Origin of the sequence: Streptomyces mutabilis (assembly GCF_046628145.1) — a bacterium.
Lineage (GTDB): Bacteria > Actinomycetota > Actinomycetes > Streptomycetales > Streptomycetaceae > Streptomyces > Streptomyces mutabilis.
The window spans coordinates 7766335-7782420 of record NZ_CP176874.1; the positions used below are offsets into that span (position 1 = coordinate 7766335).

Consider the following 16086-nt stretch of genomic DNA (forward strand, 5'->3'; position numbering starts at 1 on the left):
GCATGAACGAAATTAGTTCACGACATGAACATTGTCAAGGCATGGGTGTGGCGAGACCTCGCCATGTGATGGGTCAGTTCGAGGCGGGCGAAGAGAGGTCCGAGGTGTCCACAATGGCGGTGGTCACTCGCTCGAAGTCGCGCTGGTCGTCAGCGTCAAGGTCCCTCGCAATCTCGGGCAGGCGCTTGGCGACCTCGGCGTAAACGGCCTCGGCGAGCACCTTCCCCGTGGGTGTCACGCTGAGCATGACGACCCGTCGGTCCTGCTTCGAGCTTGCCCGGTCGACCAACTCACGCCGCGCGGTGCGATCGACCAACTGACTCAATGCGTTCTTGGTCATCCCCAACGACGCGGCGAGGTCGGCCATCTGCCGCGGCTCGTCCCTGACTGCGCAGAGCAGCGTGGCCTGCGAGGGGGTCAGGTCGAACTCGGCGCAGATCTGCGCGTACTTGCGTTGAATCACAACCGAGAGCCAGAAGAGCTTGTCGCCATAGTTCACACGGACCTCCCCGGCTCGATGACGAACAGCATACTGGCCGCGGGCCGGCGGGGAACACGCAGGCGGGCCATGACATCCGCGAAGGCGGGTGTGTCGCCGGCCTGGCCGGCGGTGAGGACGAACGCCGGCGGCCGGCACCGGCCGCCGGCCGCGAGGTGGATCTTCGTGGTCAGTCCCGCCGCGGGACCGGCCGATGACTTGGTCGTCCGGCTCGCCAGCCGCGGCCCCTTGTCGGGGGCCCCGGCCGCGTGCTGGCGAGCGCGCACGACGGTGGAGTCCACCGATACGGCCCAGCTCAGGTCCTCGTCCGCCTCGGCCTGGGGCACCAGGGCGGTGAACACCCGCACCCAGGTGCCGTCGACGGCCCACATCCGCAGCCGGCTATAGACGCCCCGCCAGTTGCCGTACTTCTCCGGCAGGTGCACCCACTGGGTGCCGGTCTGGAACTTGTAGGCGATCGCGTCGATCACCTCACGATGGTCCCGCCAGCGGCCACCCCGCTTCGGCGTCCCCTCCGGGAGCAACGGCTCGATCCGCGCCCACTGCGCATCAGTCAACGGCACACCCAGACCAACGACCGGCTGATCCGGATAAATGGCCTAGTGCTTCGCAATGAACGCCAACGTCGTACCGCAGCGTTCTGGCTCAGGCATGGACGCACGAAAAGCCCGGTGGTGGAAGTCGCGGTGGGCATGCTGCCGCGCCGCCTCCGTGGCTTCACCCACGAGTCAGTCTCGGCGCTCTTGGGTACATCCCTGGCCACGGCCCGCTCCGACGAACGCCACGCCACCCGCTTCCTGGACAGTGTCATCCCCCGCCTTGTACCGAAGGGACCGCCCCGGCGGCCACATCGAAGAACGCCACTCGAGAGCCCTCCTCGTCCGCAACCGCGTTCTCGTACGCCACGGCGGGCGAGATGCAGCGGTGCCGCAGAGCACTCGGTGATCCGGGGCGCCGCATGGGTGCCTGTGAGCGGTGCCGCACGGTGGTCGACTTCGCTCCCTGCGCCGAGTCCAGGCTCACGACCATCGCATGCTGATGGCAGGCAGGAACTCCACCCGCTCTTCGCTCAGTGCTGCTGCCCGGCTGCGCCGGTTCCCGATCCAGGCCCCAGCTATGTGGAGGATCTTCGAAGACCCGGGGCTGCCCTCGGTCTCCACTCCGTTCGCCGTTGGACGAAGGTGCCGTAACCGCCGGCCTTCCGAGGACCGGGCCGGCTCAGCCCGTCCGCGTTGGACGGCCGGCAGCGCGGCCCGGCCCGCTCTACGAGTTCCCGGCCAGGAACGGCAGGATTACGTCGGCCATCTCGTCGGGTACTTCCTCGGCGAGGTCGTGTCCGGCGTCGAAGACGTGCCCGGTGACGTCGTGGGCCATGAGCCGCATCTGGGACTCGTTGCGGTCACCGATGAACGCGGATCCGCCAAGGGCCAGGACCGGGATGTTCAGTTTCTTCTGTGCGGCCTGCCGGTTCTGTTCGGCGTCGACGAGCATCGCCCGGTAAATCGAGAGCATCGCGCGGATGCCGCCAGGCATGGAGTAACAGCGCACGTACTCGTCGACCGCCTCGGGGGTGGCGGTGTCGGGGTGGCTGCGCTCGGACTTGATCATGTAGGTGACCAGCTCGCGCTCATGCCCGGCGATCAGCATCTCGGGTACGTCCGGCTGGAAATAGAAGCCCAGATGCCACAGGTGCATACCGCTGGAGACGTTCTCAGGGGTGAGGGCGGTGTGGTCCTCGAAGCCGAAGCCGGGGGCCAGGGCCTCCGCGAACACGAGAGCGTGGACGTGGTCGCGGTGGCGGGCGGCGAGCTGGTAACCGATCACCGCGCCCCAGTCCTCGCCGATCACGGCGTACGTCTCGTGTCCGAGGTGGGTCATCAGCTCGGCGATGTCGTCGCTCATCGTCGCGGAGTCGTAGCCGTCCGCGGGGCGGGCGGAGTCGCCGAGGCCGCGGAGGTCGGGTGCGACGACGGTGTAATGGGGCGTCAGCTTCGGGACAAGGTGACGCCAGTGGTAGCTGGTCTTGGGCACGCCGTGCAGCAGCACCACGGCGGGGCCGGACCCGGCCGTCCGGTAGTGCAGACTCGTGCCGTTGACGGCGGCACGTCCCGAGCGCAGGGGTGTCGCGGTGTGGTCGTACATCATGACGTGGGTGCTTCCTGTCCTGGATGGGTCGGTGCCGGGGGAACGCTGTCGCCGCGGCGGGGGCGGATGCCCATTTTCTTGATCGATCGTTACGGATTCGGGGTACGGGCAACGCCGGGCCGAGGTCGCGGACCCCTCAGTCGAGAGCGGTCAGCGCGACGTCCACGAGGGGTTCGAGTGCGGAGGCGTCCGGCGTGATCTTCGAGGAGACCAGCAGCCCGTTGAGGAAGGTGACCAGGAACGCGGCGACCGCGTGTGGGGTGTGCCGCGCCGCGATCTCGCCCCGCTCCATCGCGGCCTGCAGCACCTCGGTCAACGCCTCCCGGCTCGCGTCCTGCATGTCGCGCACGGTGCGGCGGGTCGCCGCGTCCTGAGGCAGCCGCTCGCAGACGGCGTTGACGGCCAGACAGCCTTGGCCACCGTGCCCGACGGCGATGCGGATCCGCTCCGTCAGCAGCGTACGGATCGCCGTGCGGGCGTCCGCCCCCTCCTCCAGACTGCGCAGGGCGGCGGCAGCGAGGGTGGTGCGGTAGCGCTCCAACGCGGCTCTGTACAGGCCGTCCTTGTCGCCGAACGCCGCATACAAGGACCCCTGTCCGATCCCCAGGTGCTGGGTCAGATCGCGCACCGAGGTCGCCTCATAGCCGCGTGTCCAGAACAGCTCCATCGCGCGGCTCACCGCCGCCTCGGTGTCGAACTCCCGGGTCCTTGCCATGGCTCTACGGTAACTTATCTGGAGCGATCGATCAAGAAAGTGGGAGCGGGGCCGGCGGTGCGCTGGTGGGTCGGCTTCGGTGGGGCTGCGCTCGCCTACCGGTGGACGACCGGCAACGGCCGACGGCACGACCAGGGCCCAGGCGGGGCCCGGCGTCCGGTCGCGCTGCTGTCTGGGTCCAAGTCAGTCATGCACGACCGTTGGCGGCTCAGTCGTTTCGCACCGGCAGGTCTCTTCAGCGCTGGCCCACGTCGTGTGCAGCCCGGCCCGCACGAGGTCGATCCGGCGATAGCGTGATCCTCATGACGGCTGAAGACGAGGCGCTGGGCGGCGGCATGGCGAACGCGGGGGCCGTCTTCTGGGGGGACTTGGTGGAGCGACCGGCACCGCGCAACGCGCGCGCCCTCCATGCCTATCTGCTCGAGCGGCTGCCGGACGGGAACATGCAGGCCCTGCAGCAGTTCGTGAACCAGTCACCGTGGGACCCGCTTCCCGTCAGGCAGCGGATCGCCCAGCGGCTGACCGAAGTGGTCACGCCCGAGGTCTGGGTGGTCGACGACGTGTCGTTCCCCAAGTGCGGAACCGCGTCGGTGGGTGTGGCCCGTCAGTACTGCGGACGGTCGGGAAACGGGCGAACTGCCCGGTCGCGGTCAGCGTCCATGCCGCCACCGACACCGCGTCCTGCCCGCTGAACTGGGAGTTGTATCTGCCGCGTGAGTGGACGGACGAGCCGGACCGATGCCGCAAGGCGGGAGTGCCCGATCACGTCACCCACCAGGAGAAGTGGCGTCTGGCGCTCGGCCTGCTGGACACACTCACCGGCTGGCAGTTGAAGGCGCCGGTCGTGGTCGCCGATGCCGGCTACGGTGTCAGCACCCCGTTCCGGCTCGGTCTCGAGGAGCGAGGGCTGGCCTATGTCCTGGCGTTGACCGGGAGAGAAGTCGCTCACCCGGAGAATGCCCTGCCGCACCAGCCCGACTATGGCGGGCTCGGTCCGCCGACGCTGCCTCGATACCGCACCCCGCCGCATGCCGTCTCGGTCCTCGTGTCGGAGGCCGGTGACGGCCGGTTCACCGAGGTGACCTGGCGCCGCGGCAGCAAGGGCGTGATGACCTCACGGTTCGCGGTACTGACAGCGCGGCCCGCGGGCAAGCAGTCCCTGGCCGCAGCCCAGGAGGCGGGCGGCGGCCGCAACCGGTGGGACGGCGTCCTGCCCGCCCGGACACTCCTGGTCGAATGGCCGGACGGGCAGGACGCTCCGACGGGCTACTGGATATCGAACCTGCCCGTCACCACACCGGTCACCGACCTGGTGCGGTGGGCCAAGATGCGCTGGCGGATCGAGCACGACTACCGCGAGCTCAAGCACGGCCTGGGCCTGGACCACTTCGAAGGCCGCACCTGGCGCGGCTGGCACCACCACGTCACCCTTGTCACCGCCGCCCAGGCCTTCCTCACCCTCCGGCGGCTCGACCCAAAAGCCCACATGCCGGCCTGACCCTCTACCAGGTCCTCTACGTCCTTCAGGACCTGCTGAGGTGCTGGACCGGCACCTGCACCACCTGCGGCCGACCACTCACCACACGCAGAATCAGACCCAGAACCTAACGAAGCACTACTAGACGTGCTGCATGACCATCACGAACGTCGTGCCCGGCTCAAGGGCCTCGTAGGAGTGCGGCACGTCACCCCGGTACGACATGTAGTCACCGGGGCCCAGCTCCACCGCCTCGCCCCGCGGGCCCGCGAGCAGGCGGCCGGTGCTGATGACCAGGTGTTCCATCGAGCCCGGGATGTGCGGGTCCGACTCGCGCGGGGCGCCCGGCTCCAGCGCCCCGTGGTAGATGTCCCGCCGCACCCCGGCCGGCCCCGCGGAGAGCAGGGTGCCGGCGTACGAGGAGTTCTCCGCGTGCATGGTCGGGCCCTCGCCCGCCCTGATCACCGTCACGGCGGGCGCGGGCGACTCCACCAGGACGCTGAACGGCACCCCGAGCGCCACGGCGAGCGCCCAGATCGTCTCGATGCCGGGATTACCGGTGGCCGCCTCAAGCTGCGAGAGGGTGGACTTCGCGATCCCCGCGCGCTTGGCCAGCTCGGAGAGGGAGATCCCGGCCTGCGCGCGCTCGCGGCGCAGCGCCGCGGCGACCCACTCGCGGGGCATGCGGGACGGCTGGGCGCCACCGGGGCCGGTGCCGTTGGACATCGCTTTCGCTCCTGATCGAAGACGTTCGTTTCGCACATCGTTCGCTGTACAAGGCCATTTCGTTCGCCTTGACGAACGCACCCCGCACTGCCCATCCTACGATGCATGCGTTCGCCACACCGAACAAACCATCCGCCAAACAGAACGACGCGCGCGCCCGGCGCCTCCCTCGTCCACCTCTCCGACCTCCCGCCCGGCGTCCTGCGCGACATCGCCCTGGTCTGGCTCGCCGACGCCATCGTCGGCGTCTCCTTCGGCGCGATCGCCGTCGCGGGCGGGCTCCCCCTCTGGGTCCCCGTCCTCATGTCGCTGCTCGTGTACGCGGGCTCCGCCCAGTTCAGCGCGGTCGGACTGCTCACCGCGGGCGGCGGCCCCGTGGCCGCGGCGGCGACCGGGCTGCTCCTCAACTCCCGTACCGCCGCGTTCAGCCTGGCCCTCGCCGACGACCTCGGCCGCTCCTGGGCGGCACGGCTGATCGGCGCGCACCTCATCACCGACGAGACGGCCGCCTTCGTGCTCGCCCAGGACGAGGGCAGGGCACGCAAGGCCGCGTTCTGGATATCCGGCATCGGCCTGTTCCTGGCGTGGAACGTCAGCGTCCTCGCGGGCGCCCTCGTCGGCACGGCGCTCGGCGACACCGACAAGTTCGGGCTCGACGCGGCGTTCCCTGCGATCCTTCTCGCCCTGGTCCTGCCCGCGCTGCGCGCCGACAGCGCGGCACGGCGGGCAGCGGCCGCCGGCGCGGTCATCGCGGTCGCCGCCGCCCCGCTGCTGCCCGCCGGGGTGCCGGTTCTCCTCGCCCTGCTCGGCCTGCTCGCCGCCCGCCGCGGCCCCCGCCGTCCCCGCACCACCGCCCCCGGGAGCGCCTCGTGAACGCCACACTCGCCTGCGTCCTCGTCCTCGCCGCGGGCACGTACGCCTTCCGCCTGGCCGGACCCGTGCTGCACGGGCGCGTGGAACTGCCCGCCCGTGTCCAGGAACTGCTCACCGTGGGGGCCACCGTGCTCCTCGTCGCCCTGCTCGCCACGGGCGCGCTGACCGAGGGCCAGGGCTCCGCGGGCTGGGCGCGACCCGCGGGCGTCCTCTTCGGCGGCATCCTCGCCTGGCGCAAGGCGCCGTTCGTGGTGGTCGTCGTCGGCGCGGCAACGGCGACAGCGCTGCTGCGCCTGGCGGGAATCTCCTAAGGGTGTTGCAGAAGGCCGTGATCAGGCAGGTCGGAGCGGTGCTCGGGCGTGTGTGATCATGCGGCGAGGGCGAGGTTGTGCATGCGGGCGACGGCTTGGACGGCGTGGTGGAGGCCGTCGCCGCGTTGCCGGCAGTCGCGGAGGATCTTGTAGTTCTTCATGCGGGAGAAGGTGTGCTCGACGCGGGCGCGGACCTTGCGATGCTGCGCGTTGTCCTCTTCCTCGCCCTTGAGTAGCGGGCGTCCGGGGCGTTTGCGGTGCGGGACGATCAGGCCGGTGTTGATGTAGGCGCCGTCGCCGAGGACCGTCACGCCTTCGCAGTGCTCGGCCAGGCCGGAGTCCCGCCAGGCTTTCGCGTCCGCCGTATTGCCGGGCACCGGACGGGCGGTCGCCACCACCAAGCGGGTCTCCGCGTCTACGATGACCTGCACATCCGCCGAGAACCGGTAATTCCGTGACGACGCGCCGACCTTGCGGTCGCGGACCGGGATCAGCGTGCCGTCGACGATCCACAACCGCTCGGCGGCGTCCTGGGAGGCACGGGCCGGCTCGAGCGCGAGCAGCGGACCGAGCCGCTGGATGACCCGCACACGGTAGCCGGTGAGACACCGAACAGCGGCGCGAGCTGCCGCATCGTGAGGTTCGTGCGGTAGTACACCGCCACCAGCAGCACCCGCTCCGCCAGCGCAGCCGCCACGGACGACCCCGCCCACACCCCTCGCCACCACGCTCCCGGACCGCCCTCAGCAACCGACCGAACTGATCGACCCGCAACCCCGTGAACGTCTCCACCCACACCCGCTCGGCCCTCAACACCCCAGCCATACACCGAATACGCCCAGATCACGGCCTTCTGCAACACCCTTTAGGGTGAATTGCACCGTCTACGGGCGTGGTGGTGATGTCCGCGAGGGCGTCGTGGAGTCGGCGGACGGCATCCTCCGCTTCTGTGTATTCCTCGGGACTCGGGAGGACGGTACCGAAGCTGCCGCCAAGGTCAGACGGCAGGGCACGCCAGCGTAGAACCGGTTCGAGCGCGTTGAGAGCGCCGGAGAGGAACCAGGCCAGGCGGCCGTGCGTGCGCGCAAGGGAGATGGCCAGGACAGCGAGCGTCTCCCGCAGGTGTTCCAAACGGTCGATCGGGGGCAAGGCCTCCTGAACGTCGGGCGGGCCCACCGCTTCTCGCAGGCCGGCCGCGGTTTTCCGAGCGAGTGCGTGGTCCTTCGGCGTCAGTTTCCACACTTGGTCCCGAATCAGCTGTTCAGCTTCCTCGGCCAGCACCGCGACAATCCTGCGCATGTCCACGAGCTCACTCTAATGGGACCGTCCCGCCGCTACTGCAGTTGAACTCGTGGTGTCGTAGGGAGTGACAGCTGATCGTTGGCTGCGATATCACCGAGGGCATGCGGTATCCACAAGGGGGCGGGCTGACCGCCGAACGGCAGCAGTTCCGCGAGAGGTTACGACTCAAGGCGGCGGAGCGGTTCGCCCTGGGCGAGGGCAGTACCGCGATCGCCAGAGATCTGCGGGTCAGTGTGCGCTCGGTCCAGCGATGGCGTCACGCGTGGGCCGAGGGCGGCCCGCGGTCCTTGCGATCACAGGGGCCGGCGTCGCTGCCGAGGCTGAGCGATCAGCAGTTCACGCAGCTGGAGGCGGAGCTGGCCAAAGGGCCGGCCGCGCATGGCTGGGAGGACCAGCGCTGGACGCTAGCCCGGGTCAAGACGGTGATCGGCCGGCGCTTTCACCTCACGTACACGATCCAGGGTGTGCGGAAGCTGTTGGTGCGTAACGGCTGGTCCTGCCAGGTGCCGGCCCGCAGAGCGATGGAGCGGGTCGACGATGCTGTCGCGGGGTGGACCCGGGAGGTGTGGCCCTGCGCGGAAGGCTCGCGGCGGCCCGTGGAGCCTGGCTCGTCTTCGAGGACGAAGCAGGCTTCTCCACGACACCGCCGCACGCAAAGACATGGTCGCCACGCGGCCGCACCCCGGTGGTCCGGGTCCGTGGCCGCTCTCGCAGACGGATTTCCATAGCCGCGCTGACCTGCTACAAAACCGGCCACCGCTCAAGGCTGATCTACCGGCCTCGCCGCGATGACGGCAACCGTTACGGCCGCAAGAGCTTCTCCTGGCGAGATTACCGGGACCTGCTGATCGCCGCCCACCAGCAACTCGGCGGTCCGATCGTGCTCGTCTGGGACAACCTCAACGTCCACAAGGCCGCCGGACTGCGGAAGTTCGCCGAAGCCCGGGACTGGCTGACCATCTACTACCTACCGCCCTACGCACCTGACCTCAATCCCGTCGAAGGGATCTGATCCCTCCTGCGACGCGGCTGGCTCTCCAACGTCGCCTTCAGTACCCCAGAACACCTCGACCAGCGCATCCGACGCGGCCTACGGCACATCCAGTACCGCAGCCACCTCATCGACGGCTGTCTCGCTGAGACCGGCCTGGCCATCCGCCCTGACTGAAACAGCGGCACGAAATCCCGAGTCCAACCGCAGTGATACCTAAACAGAATTCCTGACTCAGAAGACTAGCCCTCCGGCTGCTGCCGGCAGGACGAGGAGTCCCATCCGGGGTCGGCTCGCTGACGTCGGAACGCCGCCAAGGACCAGGTGACTTGCTGGCCGCTAAACGCCGCGCCAGCTCACGAACTCATGCCCTCCGCTCATTGAGAGCTGTTCGCTGAACGGGTGCACGTCGCCGGTCAGAGCCGCCACGCACAAAGCTGCCACTCCGCCGTCGAACACGGTCCAGTGGCTCGTCCCGTGCAATGTCTGCCTCCGGAAGACAGCCGCCCGCCAGTCGTCGGGAGCGCCCTCGCGCAGCCAAAACGCGACATCGCTGCTTGCCGAGTCTGCGAAGGACAGCAGCGGCGGCAGTGCCCCTCCCGGCAGGAGGGCTCCCAACTCCTCGCGATCCCGTTCAGAGAGGGCGGGTTCGCCTCTGTCCAGAAGATCCCCGTACGGCGAGCCAGGCACCGGCGGCGTGCTCACAGACAGGTACTCGTCGATCTCGCCGCCGCCGTACAACTCCACGAGCTCACGGTAGTCGGCCGGGAACGCCAGGCCCGTCGTCCGCTCGATCTGTTCCCAGTCCACCGTGTCGCCGCCAGAGCTGGGCGGCGGGAGCAGCTCGCGCAGACGGGCGACAACTGGGTGAGACATACAGGGTTCCCTTCACTTGCTGGCTGGGTGGACGGCCCTCACGGCTCCCCTGGTAGCGGAACGTTGGTACCCGTACGACTGTCGATATCGGTGCCCAGGTTCTTCCAACCGCGGCCGGCAATGCAAATAAGGTTCGAGACCGCGGTGGTGTCAGCATCCGCGTAACGCCCCCTGCTGTTCCAGGTCTAGCCGAGACCGGCCTGGCCATCCGCCCTGACTGAATCAGCAGTACGACACCACGAGTTCAACCGCAGTAACACGTTCGGTTCGATGCCTGAGCCGCCTCAACAATGCGCCAAGGAGCCGAAGCGGGTACTTACGGGGCGCCGTGTGGGCATCCAGCCGACGCGGTGGTCCGGGTGGAGGCGGGGCGCCAGGCCGGAGCGGTCGGGACGCGTTGGGGAGTTCGGTCAGGTTGTGGTGAAGACGGGGAACTCATGCAGGAACACCGAGGTCTCCGGCTACAGTGCGGCAGACGCCTCGGCGCTCCCGGACGCCGACGAGAGCATCAAGGCCGGGAGTGAGTCCCTGGGACGCGCCGACCCCGGGCTGAGGCTGCGGGTGTACGCGCACCTGATGCCGTCGAGTCAGGAGTGTACGAGGAAAGCAATAGTATCGGGTGTTCCTGCCCGAACAGCCGGGCATGCGCATGTAATGACCTCTTACTACGCGGCATCGGTTCACCTGGCAGAGCGCTGGGACGGCCCCCCGTGGTTCAAGTGGGCCTTTCTAGGGGTGTGGGCGCTCTGCGGAGTGTTCGTTCTCTACAAGCTGCGCCAGAACGGCTGGAAGTTCCCCCGGCGACGCTGAGGCGGCCCGGCTGCTCAAACGCGGTGCGACTGCGCGAGTCCGACGGCCCGGAGACGGACGGGCCAGTGCGGACGCTGGTCGTCGACCTCGCGTTCGCGCCCGAATACCGCCGTGGACCTGTCCCAGGTCTCACCTTCGCCGACAGCATGCATCTCAACGCCCTCCGGGACGCCCTGCGCCGCGACCGCGTCGGTGGCCGCGAGTCGTCCTGATCGGCCCGCTCCAGGAGCTGCTGGTCCGCCGACTCCTAGAGGCCAGCGGCACACTCGAACACTTCACGATCAAGGACGCGGGCCGCGCACCCGGGTCAACGGCATCGGGGCCACAGCACGGCACGCCCGGCCCGGCCGCGTCCCATGAGCACGGACACCGTGGGTAAACGAAGGACGGCCAACCGAAACGATCAGTGACCGGCACTCCACCATCGCACAGGAATCACCATGGTCATCCCGCTGAGGCAGCAGACAACGGATGAGCACCATCCGGCAGCCGTCCTACGTTACGGTGCGGTATGGGCCGCCGACGGCACCTCCATCGCCGACGCCCGCAACGCGGTACGCACCCTTCTGGCCCGGGCAGGGAACCCCCCGCACCACCAGATCAGCCAGGACACCCAGATCGTCGTCAGCGAACTCGTCACCAACGCCCTGCGACACGCACCCGGACCCGGTGGCCTGCTCCTCGAAGTGCTCACCACCCCCGCTCGCTTGCGCGTCACCGTCCGCGACACCTCGAGGGCATCACCGCGGCTGCGCGTGCCCGACCCCCACCGCATCGGCGGACACGGCCTCCACCTCATCACCCGCCTGTGCAGCCACTTCCACACCAGCCCCCGCGACGACGGCAAACAGGTCACCGCTGAGATGCTCCTGCCGCAGCCCGCCCTGTGACACGACGGCCACCACGACCAGCACTTCTCCCGGCTCGGCGCTCGCCACGGCTTCGGCCCCGGCGACCGGGTGAAAGGCCGTCATGAAAGCGGTAGCACCACCGAGGCCGTTCCCACCGGTACCGCGACGCTGGCGCGTACGCCGACTCGAGTCGGCCTTGAGTTCTGCGACTCCAGCGGTATTACCGCCATGATCGCCGCTCGCCACCACGCTCACACCGCCCAGGCCGACGTAGCACTCGCCGCAGTCCCCGGCCACATCCTGCGCGTGCTGCGGCTGGTCGGACTCGACCAGATCCTGGCTCCCACCCCGACGGCGAAGCCGCCACACAGCCTTGACCCGGGGGAGTGGCGGACACTACGGCGCTACCTGCGGTGACGGCGCTACGCAGGCCGCAGACATCCGCCGGTCCGTACGCCTCGCCCTCCGCGAGGGCGACGTACCCCGGACGGGGAGCGCGCCAGGTGGGGCCGCGATGGTTTGCCGCCGGGCTGCGTCGTTCCTCACTGAACGGCAGCGGGCATTGCTGGCTGGGGGCGGCTGTGCCCCGAGGGAACGAACCTCCGTTCCACCGGCGGATGCCCGGAAAGCGCCCACCGTCCTCACGAGCAGTTCGAAGACCATCCGGCAGTGTGAGACGAAACCGCGGTCGTCGGTCCCCGGCCGACTCGGCGATGAGGTCCGGGATGTGCGCCGGTGCGCCCTGTAAACGAGGCGCTTGGCCCAGGCACGCTCGACAGCCCAGCCGGCGGCGGGCAGCCTGTCTACCGGCGATATCGGCGCGTCCAGGTCCGCCGTGCGCGTGCACCCGTTCCGATCGCTTCGTCGTCTGGCACCGTGGTGGCGGACGCCGCGTCGCGGTGGGGCTGGTGAAGTCGACGGTCATGGTTCGCCGTAGAGCCCGGTCAACTCGGTGACGGCACGTGCCATCTCCGCACGGGCCTCGGGAGGGCCGAGGATCTGGATGTCGGTGCCGAATTGCAGCAGGTGGCGGACCGCTTCGACCACGGGGTAGGTCACCTCCACTCGCAGCCACTCGTCGGTGTCCGCCTCGGCGGCGGGTGCTCCGGTGAAGTAGCTGCCGGCGATTCGGGTCACCATGTCCAGCCGCTCGCGGCGCAGCCGCACGGTGACCCGGACGCCGGTCGTGCGGTCCTCCACCCCGCGTCGCAGGGCGTGCCAGACCTGGGCCAGCTCCACACCTGGGCGACGTTTTGCTGCGGTCTCGAGGACGCGGACCTGCGTCAGCCGATCGGTGCGGAAGAGCCGGGGCCTGCTTCGATGGTCGGCGATCAAGTACCAGGTACCGGCTTTTGCCACCAGGCCGTACGGGTCGACGGTGTAGTCGTGCAGCGTGCTACGGCCGCTGTGGCGGTAGCGGATGTGCAGCCGGCGGTCGCTGAGGACCGCGGCGTACAGCGCCTCCAGGTCCGTGTCGGAGCGGGGTGCGGCATGCCAGCGCTCCGGGTCGACCAGGATGCGGCGGCTGGTCAGTTCGGCCGCCGGGCGGTGGGGTGCGGGCAGTGCGGCCATCACCTTGCGCAACGCGGAGCCGAGGGCGTGGTCCAGGCCGAGCGCCGCGTGTGCGCTTTGGGACGCCAGCACGAACAGTGCGCGCGCCTCGTCGGTCGTCAGGCCGGTGACGTCGGTGCGGAAGCCGGGGAGTAGCCCGATGCCCCCGTCCTTGCCGCGCTCCGCGTACACCGGAACACCGGCCGACGACAGTGCTTCGATGTCGCGGTAGATGGTGCGTTGTGACACCTCCAGGCGCTCGGCCAGCTCCTTCGCCGGGACCAGGCCACGGTGCTGGAGCAGCAGCACGATCGAGAGAAGGCGGTTGAATTTCACCCCTGCAGAATATGACGGCAGGTGTCATATACGCGTCGCACGATTGCTCCCGCTGACACCGACGAAGGAGCAGGACTGTGGAACGCACCGACTTCGATTTCCTGGCCGCCCGTTGCAAAGGGCCCGTGCTGTTGCCCGGTCAGGAGGGTTACGACGAGGAACGCACGGGATTCAACCTGGCCGCGCGGCACCGTCCGGAGGTGATCGTGGGGGCCGCGCGGCCCGACGACGTGGCGGCGGCCGTCGCCTTCGCCGTCGCACGTGGCCTGCCGGTCGCCGTGCAGAACACCGGGCACGGCTTCTCGGTGCCCGCCGAGGGTGGTCTGCTCGTCACCACCCGGCGCATGACCACGGTCCGTGTCGACCCGGCCGCGCGAAGCGCGTACGTCGAGGCCGGCGTTCGCTTCGAGCAGCTCGTTCCCGAGGCGGCGCGGCACGGACTCGCGCCGCTGAACGGCTCCGCCCCGCACGTGGGCGTCGTCTCCTACACCTTGGGCGGCGGTCTCCCGCTGCTCGGACGCACCCATGGCTGGGCGGCCGACCGGGTACTGGCCATGGACGTGGTGACCGCCGACGGCGAGCGGCGCCATGTGACCCCCGAGGCCGAGCCGGACCTGTACTGGGCCCTGCTGGGCGGACGGGACAACTTCGGCATCGTCACGGGCATGGAGTTCGGCCTGGTCCCGGTGGTCCGGCTCTACGGCGGCGGCCTCTTCTACGACGCCGAGCAGGTGCCCGGCCTCCTGGAGGCGTACGCGGGTTGGACCACCACGGTGCCGGACGAGATGAACTCGTCGGTGGCACTGATCCCCTTCCCGGATGATCCGCAGGTTCCAGGACCGATGCGAGGACGCCGCGTCTGGCATGTGCGGATCGCCTTCACCGGCTCCGCCGAGGACGGCACCCGTCTGGTCGAACCGCTCCGCCGGCTCGGCCCCCGGCTGCTGGAGAACCTGCGTGACATGCCCTACGAGCACAACGCCGACATCCACGACGACCCTCCGGTCCCGATGCCGTGGGCCGCCGACAACGCCTTCCTGGCGGATCCCGACGGGGGAACGGTCCGTACGCTCCTCAAGCACATCAGCGACGAGGCGGCGCCGCCCGCGATCGTGGAAGTGCGCCACCTGGGCGGCGCCCTGTCCCGTCGGCCCGCGCACCCGAACGCCGTCGGCCGGCGCGACGCGCCCTTCATGCTGGCGGTCCTCGTGCCTCTGGCGAACGACTCGGCGGCCGATGCGCACGCGTTCGCGTTCCTCCGGCATCTGTTCGAGGAGCTGGATCCTTGGACCGCCGGCCGGTTCCTCAACTTCATGGGCCACGGCGCCGCAGCCGACCAGGAACGGACCCGCACCGCCTACACCCCGGACGACCATGAGCGACTGACCGAGCTGAAGGCTGCGTACGACCCAGGAAACACCTTCCGGCTCAACTACAACATCGCGCCGGGTACCGGCGCATGACGCCGACTCCAGGACACCTCGATGACACCGTCATCCGCGCCGGCACCAGGGCACTGTCTCGCCCGCCGGTGGATGCCCGGCTCCGTCGCATCCTCGCCCTGGACGCAACCGGGATGATCCTCTTCGGGCTGGCCTACCTTGTTGCCCGCGTGCCTCTCGCCCGGCTCCTCGGGGTCGGTGACACGCTGGTGATCACCGTCGGCGGCCTGATGCTGACGATCGGCACGGGCGTCGCGCTTCTGGCCCTTCGTACCCGTCCACCGTCCGCGTGCGTGCTGTCCGTGATCGTGATCGGGGCGGCGTGGGTGGCGGCGAGCATCGCCTCACTCGCCCTCGACTGGTGGGACACCACCACCGTCGGAACGGTGTGGATCACCCTGCAGGCCGTGCCCGTCTCGCTGCTCTCCATCGTCCAATTCGCCGCACTGCGCGCCAGGACCCGACGCCCTGCTCGCCCCTGGGGTTCCCTGTGACCACTCACAACCGGCCCGCCAACGTGCCGGGCACCGCCGTGACCTTCATCAACGTCTTCGAGATATCCGCTGATCACCTCGACGCGTTCATCACCGAGTGGGAACAGCGTGCCGCTCTCATGAGCACCAAGCCCGGCTTCATCGACTCCCGGCTGCACCGTGCCCACCGCCCGACGACCCGGTTCCAGCTCGTCAACGTGTCTCACTGGGCCAGCAGGGAGGCGTGGGAGGCGGGCACGGCGGACCCCGAATTCCGCGAGCGTACTCGAGCCGTACAGCAGGACTCGCGGGTGCCGGTCACATCCAGCCGGGGACTGTACGACGTCGCCGCGGAGTTCTCCGAAGACCGCGGTGAGCCGTAACAAGCAGTACTCGTTCAGCCAGCCCAATTGCGATGCCACTCAGGTCGAGCCCCCACCACCCTCACTGCCCGCTGAGGGGGTCCAGGGTCCGTCTTCAAGCGGATCTTGCCCAGAGCAGAAATGCTGCGAGCGTGACCGCCGTTTCGTAGGAAGTGGCGGTCCTTTCTGTATCCGGTGGCGATGCCGCGGGAGCCCTTGAGCCGGTTGAAGCAGCGCTCGATCATGTTGCCCCGCCGGGAGGTCCCTCGGTCGAAGCCTGGCGGCCGGCCGTGCACGACTCCAGCACTGACGAAGCGATCCGCTCAGGCACAACAATGACGGGAGG

At 69.3% G+C, this 16086-nt stretch carries 15 protein-coding genes and 5 pseudogenes; 11 read left to right on the forward strand and 9 right to left on the reverse strand.

Features of this window, described 5'->3' with window-relative positions; translation table 11 throughout:
- Positions 1-73: 73 nt before the first annotated feature.
- From ACLIN4_RS34885 to ACLIN4_RS34900, 4 genes are all read right to left on the reverse strand, one after another.
- On the reverse strand, positions 74-499 hold the full coding sequence (locus ACLIN4_RS34885; protein ID WP_411576578.1) for a MarR family winged helix-turn-helix transcriptional regulator: 426 nt from the start codon (positions 497-499) through the stop codon (positions 74-76).
- Entirely contained in the window at positions 496-1056 is a 561-nt protein-coding gene (locus ACLIN4_RS34890) for an IS5 family transposase (protein WP_411576579.1), read from the reverse strand. Before ACLIN4_RS34890 ends, ACLIN4_RS34885 begins: the two co-directional genes overlap by 4 nt.
- A gap of 706 nt (positions 1057-1762) precedes the next feature.
- Positions 1763-2644: an alpha/beta fold hydrolase gene (locus ACLIN4_RS34895; protein ID WP_382020209.1), complete on the reverse strand. Its 882-nt coding sequence runs from the start codon at positions 2642-2644 to the stop codon at positions 1763-1765.
- A 136-nt stretch (positions 2645-2780) separates the two neighbouring features.
- Positions 2781-3359 (reverse strand): TetR/AcrR family transcriptional regulator, encoded by a 579-nt coding sequence (locus tag ACLIN4_RS34900; RefSeq protein WP_307651550.1) that lies wholly within the window; start codon positions 3357-3359, stop codon positions 2781-2783.
- A gap of 416 nt (positions 3360-3775) precedes the next feature.
- Between ACLIN4_RS34900 and ACLIN4_RS34905 the strand changes: the two are divergent.
- A pseudogene (locus ACLIN4_RS34905) lies at positions 3776-4857 on the forward strand (IS701 family transposase); the annotation flags it as partial.
- 120 nt (positions 4858-4977) lie between these two features.
- Here the strand turns inward: ACLIN4_RS34905 and ACLIN4_RS34910 are convergent.
- Positions 4978-5562, reverse strand: a complete 585-nt coding sequence (locus ACLIN4_RS34910; RefSeq protein ID WP_307651549.1) for a helix-turn-helix domain-containing protein — start codon at positions 5560-5562, stop codon at positions 4978-4980.
- A gap of 105 nt (positions 5563-5667) precedes the next feature.
- On the opposite strand from ACLIN4_RS34910, the gene ACLIN4_RS34915 reads away from it, so the two are divergent.
- Positions 5668-6435 (forward strand): AzlC family ABC transporter permease, encoded by a 768-nt coding sequence (locus ACLIN4_RS34915; protein ID WP_411576580.1) that lies wholly within the window; start codon positions 5668-5670, stop codon positions 6433-6435.
- Positions 6432-6746, forward strand: coding sequence for an AzlD domain-containing protein (locus ACLIN4_RS34920; RefSeq protein WP_289912959.1), 315 nt, complete (start codon positions 6432-6434; stop codon positions 6744-6746). Before ACLIN4_RS34915 ends, ACLIN4_RS34920 begins: the two co-directional genes overlap by 4 nt.
- A gap of 56 nt (positions 6747-6802) precedes the next feature.
- Here ACLIN4_RS34920 and ACLIN4_RS34925 read toward each other — a convergent pair.
- Together ACLIN4_RS34925 and ACLIN4_RS34930 are read right to left on the reverse strand one after the other, a co-directional pair.
- Positions 6803-7571: pseudogene (locus ACLIN4_RS34925) on the reverse strand (transposase family protein).
- 18 nt (positions 7572-7589) lie between these two features.
- The gene (locus ACLIN4_RS34930; RefSeq protein ID WP_289913019.1) at positions 7590-8045 is read right to left on the reverse strand and encodes a hypothetical protein; all 456 of its coding nucleotides are present in this window, start codon (positions 8043-8045) and stop codon (positions 7590-7592) included.
- Positions 8046-8149: 104 nt separating this feature from the next.
- Here ACLIN4_RS34930 and ACLIN4_RS34935 point away from each other — a divergent pair.
- Positions 8150-8683 (forward strand): annotated as a pseudogene (locus tag ACLIN4_RS34935) (winged helix-turn-helix domain-containing protein); the annotation flags it as partial.
- A pseudogene (locus tag ACLIN4_RS34940) lies at positions 8614-9216 on the forward strand (IS630 family transposase). The pseudogenes ACLIN4_RS34935 and ACLIN4_RS34940, both read left to right, overlap by 70 nt.
- A gap of 162 nt (positions 9217-9378) precedes the next feature.
- Here ACLIN4_RS34940 and ACLIN4_RS34945 read toward each other — a convergent pair.
- Positions 9379-9849, reverse strand: a complete 471-nt coding sequence (locus tag ACLIN4_RS34945; protein ID WP_289912964.1) for an SMI1/KNR4 family protein — start codon at positions 9847-9849, stop codon at positions 9379-9381.
- 543 nt (positions 9850-10392) lie between these two features.
- On the opposite strand from ACLIN4_RS34945, the pseudogene ACLIN4_RS34950 reads away from it, so the two are divergent.
- The 3 genes and pseudogenes from ACLIN4_RS34950 to ACLIN4_RS34960 form a co-directional block, all read left to right on the forward strand.
- Positions 10393-10527 (forward strand): annotated as a pseudogene (locus tag ACLIN4_RS34950) (site-specific integrase); the annotation flags it as partial.
- Between the two features lie 638 nt (positions 10528-11165).
- Positions 11166-11615, forward strand: coding sequence for an ATP-binding protein (locus ACLIN4_RS34955; protein WP_411576581.1), 450 nt, complete (start codon positions 11166-11168; stop codon positions 11613-11615).
- Positions 11616-11804: 189 nt separating this feature from the next.
- Complete coding sequence (locus ACLIN4_RS34960; protein WP_411576582.1) at positions 11805-11993, forward strand: hypothetical protein; 189 nt, start codon at positions 11805-11807, stop codon at positions 11991-11993.
- A gap of 504 nt (positions 11994-12497) precedes the next feature.
- Here the strand turns inward: ACLIN4_RS34960 and ACLIN4_RS34965 are convergent.
- Positions 12498-13463, reverse strand: coding sequence for a helix-turn-helix transcriptional regulator (locus ACLIN4_RS34965; protein WP_289912966.1), 966 nt, complete (start codon positions 13461-13463; stop codon positions 12498-12500).
- Between the two features lie 77 nt (positions 13464-13540).
- On the opposite strand from ACLIN4_RS34965, the gene ACLIN4_RS34970 reads away from it, so the two are divergent.
- The 3 genes from ACLIN4_RS34970 to ACLIN4_RS34980 are packed head-to-tail and all read left to right on the forward strand — an operon-like array spanning position 13541 to position 15761.
- On the forward strand, positions 13541-14926 hold the full coding sequence (locus ACLIN4_RS34970; RefSeq protein ID WP_411576583.1) for an FAD-binding oxidoreductase: 1386 nt from the start codon (positions 13541-13543) through the stop codon (positions 14924-14926).
- Positions 14923-15399 carry a hypothetical protein gene (locus ACLIN4_RS34975; RefSeq protein WP_289912970.1) on the forward strand — a complete coding sequence of 159 codons (477 nt, stop codon included), beginning with the start codon at positions 14923-14925 and terminating at the stop codon, positions 15397-15399. Before ACLIN4_RS34970 ends, ACLIN4_RS34975 begins: the two co-directional genes overlap by 4 nt.
- Positions 15396-15761, forward strand: a complete 366-nt coding sequence (locus ACLIN4_RS34980) for an antibiotic biosynthesis monooxygenase family protein (RefSeq protein WP_289912972.1) — start codon at positions 15396-15398, stop codon at positions 15759-15761. Before ACLIN4_RS34975 ends, ACLIN4_RS34980 begins: the two co-directional genes overlap by 4 nt.
- Positions 15762-16086: the final 325 nt, after the last annotated feature.

Excerpts from the sequence above, each read along its gene's own strand:
- ACLIN4_RS34895 (WP_382020209.1), bottom strand. The coding sequence starts at position 2,644 with ATGATGTACGACCACACCGCGACACCCCTGCGCTCGGGACGTGCCGCC.
- ACLIN4_RS34900 (WP_307651550.1), bottom strand. The coding sequence starts at position 3,359 with ATGGCAAGGACCCGGGAGTTCGACACCGAGGCGGCGGTGAGCCGCGCG.
- ACLIN4_RS34910 (WP_307651549.1), bottom strand. The coding sequence starts at position 5,562 with ATGTCCAACGGCACCGGCCCCGGTGGCGCCCAGCCGTCCCGCATGCCC.
- ACLIN4_RS34915 (WP_411576580.1), top strand. The coding sequence starts at position 5,668 with ATGCGTTCGCCACACCGAACAAACCATCCGCCAAACAGAACGACGCGC.
- ACLIN4_RS34930 (WP_289913019.1), bottom strand. The coding sequence starts at position 8,045 with ATGCGCAGGATTGTCGCGGTGCTGGCCGAGGAAGCTGAACAGCTGATT.
- ACLIN4_RS34955 (WP_411576581.1), top strand. The coding sequence starts at position 11,166 with ATGGTCATCCCGCTGAGGCAGCAGACAACGGATGAGCACCATCCGGCA.
- ACLIN4_RS34960 (WP_411576582.1), top strand. The coding sequence starts at position 11,805 with ATGATCGCCGCTCGCCACCACGCTCACACCGCCCAGGCCGACGTAGCA.
- ACLIN4_RS34975 (WP_289912970.1), top strand. The coding sequence starts at position 14,923 with ATGACGCCGACTCCAGGACACCTCGATGACACCGTCATCCGCGCCGGC.